Annotated in this window: 9 protein-coding genes; 3 read left to right on the forward strand and 6 right to left on the reverse strand. The window is 57.9% G+C overall.

The genetic code is table 11. The features are described from left to right. Positions 1 to 243 precede the first annotated feature (243 nt). From NW815_RS11580 to NW815_RS11590, 3 genes are all read right to left on the reverse strand, one after another. Positions 244 to 462, reverse strand: a complete 219-nt coding sequence (locus tag NW815_RS11580) for a hypothetical protein (RefSeq protein ID WP_414332184.1) — start codon at positions 460 to 462, stop codon at positions 244 to 246. A 198-nt stretch (positions 463 to 660) separates the two neighbouring features. Next, positions 661 to 1,266 carry a precorrin-6Y C5,15-methyltransferase subunit CbiT gene (gene cbiT, locus NW815_RS11585; protein ID WP_011432027.1) on the reverse strand — a complete coding sequence of 202 codons (606 nt, stop codon included), beginning with the start codon at positions 1,264 to 1,266 and terminating at the stop codon, positions 661 to 663. Positions 1,267 to 1,619: 353 nt separating this feature from the next. Continuing rightward, positions 1,620 to 2,543, reverse strand: coding sequence for a hypothetical protein (locus tag NW815_RS11590; protein WP_414387942.1), 924 nt, complete (start codon positions 2,541 to 2,543; stop codon positions 1,620 to 1,622). A gap of 414 nt (positions 2,544 to 2,957) precedes the next feature. Between NW815_RS11590 and NW815_RS11595 the strand changes: the two genes are divergently transcribed. Both NW815_RS11595 and murI read left to right on the forward strand, forming a co-directional pair. Further along, positions 2,958 to 4,751: an N-acetylmuramoyl-L-alanine amidase gene (locus tag NW815_RS11595; protein ID WP_414387939.1), complete on the forward strand. Its 1,794-nt coding sequence runs from the start codon at positions 2,958 to 2,960 to the stop codon at positions 4,749 to 4,751. A 156-nt stretch (positions 4,752 to 4,907) separates the two neighbouring features. Continuing rightward, on the forward strand, positions 4,908 to 5,786 hold the full coding sequence (gene murI, locus NW815_RS11600; RefSeq protein ID WP_414387938.1) for a glutamate racemase: 879 nt from the start codon (positions 4,908 to 4,910) through the stop codon (positions 5,784 to 5,786). Between the two features lie 36 nt (positions 5,787 to 5,822). On the opposite strand, the gene NW815_RS11605 is transcribed toward murI, so the two are convergent. Beyond that, positions 5,823 to 6,419: a hypothetical protein gene (locus NW815_RS11605; protein ID WP_414387937.1), complete on the reverse strand. Its 597-nt coding sequence runs from the start codon at positions 6,417 to 6,419 to the stop codon at positions 5,823 to 5,825. A gap of 390 nt (positions 6,420 to 6,809) precedes the next feature. Between NW815_RS11605 and fba the strand changes: the two genes are divergently transcribed. Beyond that, complete coding sequence (gene fba, locus NW815_RS11610) at positions 6,810 to 7,889, forward strand: class II fructose-bisphosphate aldolase (RefSeq protein WP_011432022.1); 1,080 nt, start codon at positions 6,810 to 6,812, stop codon at positions 7,887 to 7,889. Between the two features lie 153 nt (positions 7,890 to 8,042). On the opposite strand, the gene NW815_RS11615 is transcribed toward fba, so the two are convergent. Then, complete coding sequence (locus tag NW815_RS11615) at positions 8,043 to 8,270, reverse strand: hypothetical protein (protein WP_414387935.1); 228 nt, start codon at positions 8,268 to 8,270, stop codon at positions 8,043 to 8,045. A 40-nt stretch (positions 8,271 to 8,310) separates the two neighbouring features. Next, positions 8,311 to 8,517, reverse strand: a complete 207-nt coding sequence (locus NW815_RS11620; RefSeq protein WP_011432020.1) for a hypothetical protein — start codon at positions 8,515 to 8,517, stop codon at positions 8,311 to 8,313. Positions 8,518 to 8,855: the final 338 nt, after the last annotated feature.

Below are 8,855 nucleotides of genomic sequence, written 5' to 3' on the forward strand. Positions count from 1 at the left end.
AAGGACTCCGTCCCGCTGGCGCGAAAGGCCTCCGGCCCGCTGGCGCGATGAAAGGCTAGGGAGCAACGACATAACGATCCTGCGAGAGGCGCTCGTTGCCTCCCCACCTTGCTGGTTTGCTCTGGCTGCAGACAGATGTGAAGACTGGGCTTGGGACCCAATTTTTGGGTAAAACTCCCTAGGTAAAAATTACTACAAACCACCACAAGAGCTGGGATCCCCCTCTGGAAAGCTTGGGAAACCCTAAATTCCTGGGGACTTGCTGGGTGGGCTTTCTTCGGTTACCGCTTGCCTACGGCGATCGCCAATGCCGCAGTCACCGCAGCATTCCGGTCGCTTGAAGTCGTCCCAATGGATGCAAGCCCGGCAGCCTTTCAGCATTTCTGGCCAGCGCTCTCGAATCAACAGTTGCCGCAGCCTGACTTCCCGTGATTCCTGAAAGGGGTTTTGGAATTGAACCATAGCTTTTGGGTTTCCCAGCTCTCTTAATCTGGTATAAAAGCAGATTTGAGTTTGGGATCGAGAAATATCAGTATAGCTTAAGGTTTGGGTGACCCAATCTTTTCTGCTGGTTCTAAGACAGCCGAGATAAATCAATCCACTTTTATCCATCACCTTAGGAAAAGATTTACCAAAAAATGTAAACAGTTTACACAAAACTTAGCCCATTTTTTCTCCGCTCAAAACAAAGGTGGGATCCAGTGCCAGCAGCATTTGAGTCCGACCGCGGTGTTCCAGGCGGTTCACCGCCGATTGAATCACCTCCACATGATGAGCCCGCACAGCGGCCAGGCCGGCAGAAAGGCCGTAGAGCCCATCCAAAGAGTTGGTCGTCGCCACGACCCGCCCGTTGGGGCTGAGATGGCTCCAGCAGGCTTCCAAGATCTCGCGTAGGGGGTGGCCTCCCTCAATGCAGATGCGATCCGGTGCCGGAGAAAGGTGTTGCAGACAATCGGGGGCAGTACCTTGAATCACCTGCACGTTGGTGAGGCCAAATTTCTCGCAATTGCTCTCGATTAGGCTGACTACCTCGGCATCTCGCTCGATGGCAATCACGCGAGCTTTGGGGCATAGAACAGCCGCTTCAATGGCAATGGTGCCGGTTCCGGCGCCGATATCCCATAGGCAGTGGTTCTCTCCCAGGCGCAACTGGCTTAGCACCAACACGCGCACCTCACGAGGGCTCATCGGGATCCCTGGGATGCGTTCAAAGGCAGAGTCTGGGATCCCTGGGGTGCGGTAGGGCCAAGAGAAGGCGGCTGACATGGGTAAAGTACCGTTGCAGAGGAAGTTTGTCTATACATATCCCTCAGCATAGAGCGAATGCTCAACAGGCCATCTCCAACCTGATAGGGGTGCCGCTTCTCCCGCCCAATCATTGCCCAGATGGGCACCACAAACGCCCTCTGAGCTCAACGGAGTGGTTGGAGCAATTCCCAACCGGCAAAGCTGCAGTCCAAAACCAAAATGATCCTGCCCCCTTGAGGAATCGAGTTGGACACTAGGGAAGTTCTGGAGATAAGCGGGATCCCTTTTACCCAAGAGCTCATTTTGCGCCGGATGTAGCTGGTGCTGCCGGAAAAAGTTGTAGTTGGGGCAATGTTCAGTACAAGAGGATCTTAAGAACGTTTCCTTGAACTGGAGCCTATCAAACCATCCATCCAAAGAATAAGCTTTGCTCGCAGATACAGCCAAATCTCATCATTTGCCCGCAACAGGAATAGAACATATAGGCTCAATACGACGAAAACACACAGGTTCCCTAAAAAAGTGTAGGTTTGGATAATTTGATCGGTGCTCCAGCCAAAGTCGTAGTTTAGGCGGTTCATATCCCCCCTGGGATCCCCTTGACCGCCCAATAAAGTCCCCCAGGGAATTTGATCCAGCCCCAGTCGGATACTGTGCCATTGCCAAAAACTTTTCCACAGGCTGCTGGCCGCGATCCCCAGCACGACAAATCGCCAAAAATCCCATCGCCAGCGATCTGGCAAGGGAAAATAAAAGCTGGCCATCAGAAAGGTGCTGAGATAAAATTCTCCTCCAACGCCGCTAAAGACAAACAACATCTCCCAGGTGCGATTGGGCATCAGCCAGGTCATGTAAAACTGCAATAGAGCAAGAAAGATGGCCAGCACCTGCAGCCACCCAATCCGCTCCTTGCGGGCTGACCAGAAGAGTAGAATCAGTAAAAAGAGGATTCCAAAATACACAAAGGGATCCCTCTGGGAGCTAACGCTTGTCCAGCCGATGGGCAGAGGCAAAGCCCGATACCCGCTCCACCAGGCGACGGTGGCATGGCCAAATTCGTGGATCCAAATGTGAAGAGGCAAATGCAACAACTGCAACAAGCCTATGTTGTTCACCATCAGGGCCACCGCAAACGCAGCCGGGTAAGCCCAAGCGTTCACCGACCAGTTGCCAAAAGAAAACCGATCCCAACGCCGCCGGGATCCCAGCTTTAGGCTCTGCCGCCAGAGCAAACGTGAGCCGCGGAAAGCGCAAATTTCCACTTGCTCCAGCCGTGGGATCCGCAGTTGCTTCAAGATCAGAAACAGTTGGGCAGCGGCAACTTGGGGGGAGAGCGCAGGCTGGTACAGGGATCCCAGCAGGTGGACGTGCAGGGTCTCGTCGGCAAAGTCTACTCAGGCACACCAGCGACGCCGCAGCAGCTCCATCCGCACAACCTGCACAATCGACTGGGCGTGTCCAGCTCGGGCCAGGGTTAGGAGATCCGGTGGTTTGGGCATCCCAAGATACCTCGCCGGAGAACAAGCAGGAAGAAGAAGGGGCGAGCCTCTACCCATCATCCCCCAGCCCTGCAGGCAAGAGCGGAATTGCGCTCCTTCCCAGGCTGCTCCGAGGGCAGGTTGGTATAGTTGAGGGCAGCAGGTGTGGGGAGTGGATGGAAGGTCATGCCTGAATTCGGCAAGCCGAGGTCAAGGCGGATATGGGGGGCGATGCTGCTGTTGAGCTTGGCGGGAGCAGGACTGTTTCCCCCTCCCTCTGTCCAGGCCCAGACGACCACAATCCCAGGGTTATCGCGCATTGAGCGTTGGTACTACGACCCCCAGCAGGGGCGGCTGGAAGTTAACACCCAGGGCGAGGTGCGGCCTTTTCTGTTCGTGCTGCAGAATCCGCCTCGGGTTGTGCTGGATTTTCCCAACACCCGCTTTGGACGGGAGCCCCAAACCCAGACCTTTGCAGGCCGTGTCGCCTCTGTGCAGATTAGCCAGCTTACGGATACCATCACCCGTTTTGTGCTCTATCTGCAGCCGGATCAGCCCCTCAGCCTTAACCACCTGCAACTGCTCACCGCCGGCCCCTCCCGCTGGGCCGTTCAATTCACCCAGGCCGCTCCCCCTTCGCCGCTGTTTCCCCCCTCATCTGCCGGCTCATCAGCTCCCATCCCACTGCCCCAGAGCCAAGCTGTCGGATCCCCCCCACCCCTGCCTGTCTCCCGCTCCGGCCATCAAATTTTAGAGGTATCCCCGCAAGCAGAAGGCTTTTTTATCCGTACCCAAGGCAGCCCCTCCACTACGGTGCGGCGCATCCTCGATCCGGATCGGGTAGTGGTGGATTTTCTCAACACCACCCTCAGCCCTGCCCTCACCCAGCGAGCTTATGTCATCAACCGTCTGGGGGTTGCGCGGCTGCGTATCGGGCAGTTTGAGCCCACCGTTGCTCGGGTGGTGCTGGATGTGGATTCCTCCGGTGGCGATTGGGAAGCCCGCTACGACCCACAGCGAGGTGGGATCTGGATCCAGCCTGCCGGCGGTGCTGCCCAGGCCAGCCTTTTGCCCGAGGTCAGCTCTGTCAACAGCAGTGGGCCGCTGGCCACGTTGCAATCGGTTCAGCTCCAGGGCAACCGGTTGATCATCAGCGCCGATGGATTCATGTTCTACCGGGCCGGCTGGGATCCCGAGAGTGGTGGCTACCGCATCAACGTGGCGCCCGCTCGCCTGCCCCAGTCTATGCCGGATCCCGGCTTGCCGGTTGGAGGGCCGGTGGAGCGGATCCGCTTTGTCCAGGAAGATGCCCGCACGGTCAGCATTCTGGTGCAGCCCGCCGAGGAGTTCAATGTCTTCGAGCCCAACCCCGGCCAGGGATCCCGCCGCATTACCTTGGAGCTGCGACCTCTGAATGCTCCTCCACCAATACCTCAGCCGCAGACGCCCGGCCCTGCCTCCCCTTCCACCCCCCAATCTCTGAACCGGACGGTCATTGCCATCGACCCCGGCCACGGGGGACGGGATCCCGGTGCTATTGGGGTAGATGGGATCCAGGAGAAGGACATCGTGCTCTCCGTTGCCCACCAGGTGCAACGACTGCTGCAGGAGCGGGGGTACGGGGTGGTGATGACCCGCACCGATGACCGGGAAGTGCTGCTGCAACCGCGGGTGGATATGGCCGTTCAGGCCAATGCTGCCCTGCTGGTGAGCATTCATGCCAACGCCCTGGATCGCTCCGGCATTCACGGCATCGAGACCTATTACCTGCGACCCGATAGCGCCGAGCTGGCCGCCATCTTGCACCGCAGCTTGGTCAGGGCCACCGGTGCTGCTGACCGGGGGGTGAGACGAGCCCGCTTTTTTGTGGTGCGGGAAACACCTGTGGGTATGCCCTCCGTGCTGCTGGAGTTGGGATACGTAACCAACCCAACCGAAGGGCGAAAATTGGCCACTGCCGAATATCAGGCTATTTTGGCGCGGGCCATTGCCGATGGCATTGAGACTTTCTTGCGCAGTCGCTAGCCGTTGGCTGAGCTTGTTCATGTCTATCGGATCTCTCAATTGACGATCCAGTTGGCCCAGTTGATCTCAGAGGGAAGGCAGGGAATCTGTCGCCGAGATTCTCGAAAGCAGGGTAGGATACAGCAGCTTAGGCCAAGGTGTTGAGGAGAACGGAGCATGCAGTGGGAGTGGAAATCAGAGCCAGATCCCAGTTGGCCAATTGGGGTGTTTGACAGCGGCTTGGGCGGGCTGACGGTTTGGCGAGCCTTACGCCGCCGACTCCCCCAGGAACGGCTCATCTACTTCGGCGACACAGCGCGGTTGCCCTATGGGGAACGCTCGCCAGAGGAGATCCTGGCCTTTGTGCGGCAAATTCTGACATGGATGCAGGCACAGCCGGTGAAGCTGGTGGTGATGGCCTGCAATACCAGCTCGGCCTTGGCTCTGGACCACGTGCGGCAGGAGTTTGCCCTGCCCGTTCTGGGGTTGATCCTACCCGGCGCCCAGGCAGCACTGGCCCAAGGATCCCGCATTGGGGTGCTCGCCACGGTGGCCACGGTCAAGAGTCGCGCTTACTCAAAAGCCATTCAGGAGTACAGCGCTCTGGATCCCAAACGTTTTCCGTACCCCGTTTACTGTTGGGAGCAGGCCTGCCCTGAGTTCGTCCCTCTCATTGAAGCCGGATGGCTGGATAGCCCTGCCCTGCGACAAGCGGCTGAACGCTACCTGCAACCGCTGTTGCAACAGGGGATCGATACTCTTGTCTATGGCTGTACTCACTACCCCCTGCTGGATCCAATCCTGAAGCCTTTGCTGCCCCCCTCGGTCAAACGAGTGGATCCGGGGATGGCGCTGGTGGGATCCCTGGCCCGCGAATTGAGTTTGTGGGACTTGCGTCGCCCCTTGACCGCTGCTTGGGGAGAACCCCACCGTTTCTGTGTGAGCGGGGATCCAGAGCGATTTGCCCAGTTGGCCACTCCTTGGTTGGGCTTTCGGCCCCAGGTAGAACGGGTGGAATTGCCGGCTTTGGATGTCAGCAACTCCCTCCGCCCCTGAGCGCCCTTCTCCTCGGGGATAAAGATTGGGGGCCCCTCAACGGGTCATCACCTGCAAGGGGAAACGTTCCGCCAACTCCCCTTCCACCTTGGGTAGCCATTCCTCTTGGAACACCCACACCTGCCCCTGCTGTACGCGGCCATCGGGGTTTTGCGTCAGCTCCAGCCAATACACGAATTGGTTTCCCCGCAGCACCACCCCTTGGATGGCAAGGGCCAAGGTATAGCCCAGACTGCCTGCCAGAGCTTCTGGGGATGGGTAGCGAATCACCTCCACTGCCTGATCCAGATCGGCGGCGATCTCCGGCCCATAGACATCGCGAATGGCTTGAAAGAGATCCTCTGCTGTCAGTCCTTGGGGGCGAAAGAACGTCATCCGTTCCGAGCGAATCGTCTCCCGATCCAGCGGGTTGATGATCCGTCCCGGCGGAGCCACCGAAGCCAAGAACGTAAAACGGGATCTATCCGGCTCCACTCGGATGATGTTCAGGGTTTCGCCCGGACGGGGCCGCAGCACAGGATTGTCCCTCACCCAGGCCGCCACCTGATCCGGAGATTGCCCAGGGATCCCCCAAGCTGCCGACCGAAGGCCCGCCACTGCCCAGCAGGCCATTGCCAAACCGGTTCCTCGCACCCAGCGCAGCCTTTTGCCCCAGCAGGACAGAGCCCTTGTTGGCTTTGCACCCAAGACCGGCCAGCGATTGCAACGCACGTTCCCATTCCTCCGGGCAAACAACACAAAAACACCACAGTAGAATTAGAGAGACTAAGAGATAAATTGAGCGGGCATGGGCAGAACCATCCTCGATGCAAGCGCCCAACAGTCTTGCCCCTCCCCACTGTACCTGAAGATGTCGGCGCGCCTGTTGCGTCTGAGCGCGAGCATTGCGGCCAATGGTTGCAAAGATCCCTCGGCAAGATGCGCAGATCCCCGGCGGCTTATCCGCCAAAACGTAAAAAGTATCTTAAGATCAACGGTAAGCAAATCTCATACGCACTAGGTCAGCACCTCAGGAGGTAACCGATGGCTCTCGTTGCAATGCGGACGCTGCTGGATCATGCCGCCGAACATGGCTACGGCATTCCTGCCTTCAACGTCAACAACATGGAGCAGATCCAAGCGATCATGCAGGCAGCCCATGAAACCAACAGCCCCGTTATCCTGCAAGCCTCTCGAGGGGCACGCAAGTATGCGGGCGAGAACTTTCTGCGGCACCTGATCCTGGCGGCAGTGGAGACCTACCCCCACATCCCCGTCGCCATGCACCAAGACCACGGCAATAGCCCGGCTACCTGCTATTCCGCCATCCGCAACGGCTTCACCAGCGTCATGATGGATGGATCCCTCAAGGAAGATGCCAAGACCCCAGCCAGCTACGAGTACAACGTGGCCGTTACCTCCGAGGTGGTGAAAGTGGCTCATGCAATCGGGGTGAGTGTGGAAGGGGAACTGGGCTGCCTGGGATCCCTGGAGACGGGCCGTGGGGAAGCGGAAGATGGCCACGGCGCGGAAGAGGCGCTCAGCCATGACCAACTCCTCACCGACCCCGACCAAGCGGTGGACTTTGTGGAGCGAACTCAGGTGGATGCGCTGGCCGTAGCCATTGGTACCAGCCATGGCGCCTACAAGTTCTCCCGGAAGCCCACTGGTGACATCCTCGACATGGAGCGCATTGCTGAGATCCACCGCCGCCTGCCCAACACGCACCTGGTGATGCACGGTTCCTCCTCGGTGCCCAAGGAGCTGATCGACATCATCAACGAATACGGCGGCTCCATTCCCGAGACTTACGGTGTGCCGCTGGAAGAAATTCAGCGGGGCATCCAAAATGGGGTGCGCAAAGTGAACATCGACACCGACAACCGCCTGGCCATCACGGCTGCCGTGCGTCGCGCCCTGGCCGAGAATCCGAAAGAGTTTGATCCCCGCCACTTCCTCAAGCCTTCCATCAAGGAAATGCAAAAAGTCTGTGCTGAGCGCTACATTGCCTTCGGCTGTGCTGGCCATGGCACCAAAGTTCCGGTGGTTACCTTGGATGAGATGGCAGCCAAGTATGCTTCTGGAGCTTTGGCGGCTCAGGTGAAGAAGACCGTTGCGGTCTAGTCCCCACATCCTGCAAGAACTCTGGAATGCTTGCCGGGGCGCTTCCAGGGTTTTCCTTGGAGATCAGCTAGGTCACTGGACTCAGATTGGACAAATAAGGGGATCCAGCTGGGATCCCCTTTTGCTTTGGAGGAACTTGATGCGTTTTGGGGGTCAGGCAGCTTTTGCCGCAGAACGTTTTTCCGTCTCAATTTGATGGTTCAGCAACGCCAAGCTTAGGCAGTCCAACAGTTCCAGGTCAGCCTCAGAGTAGCGCCGCTGAAAGAGCAGCTCATTGATGCGGTTCTCTTGGTCCAAGCTGAGGAAGCTGCTGCGGAACACCTGCTCCACGATTTCTTGGATGCTGGAGGGCAGAGTAACAGAGTCAAGACTTGTATTCATGGCTGGTTCTGTTTGAGAGATGGTTTTTGAAGGGAGAAGACTATCTTTGCCAAGAGGTGAGGTAGCGCTGCTCGATGTCCTGCAGGGAAAGATGGGAAGCCCTGGGCCGCGGCTCATTCACGGAGGAGACATCGTTCTGCCACTTGAGGGATACTCCCAGCAGTGCTCCCAAAGAGAAGCTCTCGCTCAATAGGGCTGCTATGCGGTAAGTACGGTAGTCCAGGGTTAGATCTTCACTGACTTGCATCTGTGTTTTCTCCGTATTTCTAACGCTCATGCCCCTATCGTAGCCTCAAGATCAGTGGAAGTACAGAGAAACATCGAGGATTTGCGTAGGCAATTTGTACGTTTCTTCTACGCGATTTGGCGGATATCGGTGGGATCCCAGGGGTCTTTGGGGCGGGTTCAGGGTTGAGTCAGGGATCCCAGCCCAGCAGAGCACAGATGTCCGCAGCCAGGGTGGCGGCGTTGAAGGGCTTGCCGATGAGGCCATTGGCTCCAAGCTGAGCCAGAGAGGAGGGTGAAACTGGGAAATTGACATCCTCCCCGGCCTTTAGGCCGGAGATTCCTACCACGCTACGCATG

This window comes from Synechococcus sp. R6-7 (genome assembly GCF_047461695.1).
GTDB lineage: Bacteria > Cyanobacteriota > Cyanobacteriia > Thermostichales > Thermostichaceae > Thermostichus.

Excerpts from the sequence above, each read along its gene's own strand:
- NW815_RS11580 (WP_414332184.1), bottom strand. The coding sequence starts at position 462 with ATGGTTCAATTCCAAAACCCCTTTCAGGAATCACGGGAAGTCAGGCTG.
- cbiT (WP_011432027.1), bottom strand. The coding sequence starts at position 1,266 with ATGTCAGCCGCCTTCTCTTGGCCCTACCGCACCCCAGGGATCCCAGAC.
- NW815_RS11595 (WP_414387939.1), top strand. The coding sequence starts at position 2,958 with ATGCTGCTGTTGAGCTTGGCGGGAGCAGGACTGTTTCCCCCTCCCTCT.
- murI (WP_414387938.1), top strand. The coding sequence starts at position 4,908 with ATGCAGTGGGAGTGGAAATCAGAGCCAGATCCCAGTTGGCCAATTGGG.
- fba (WP_011432022.1), top strand. The coding sequence starts at position 6,810 with ATGGCTCTCGTTGCAATGCGGACGCTGCTGGATCATGCCGCCGAACAT.
- NW815_RS11615 (WP_414387935.1), bottom strand. The coding sequence starts at position 8,270 with ATGAATACAAGTCTTGACTCTGTTACTCTGCCCTCCAGCATCCAAGAA.
- NW815_RS11620 (WP_011432020.1), bottom strand. The coding sequence starts at position 8,517 with ATGCAAGTCAGTGAAGATCTAACCCTGGACTACCGTACTTACCGCATA.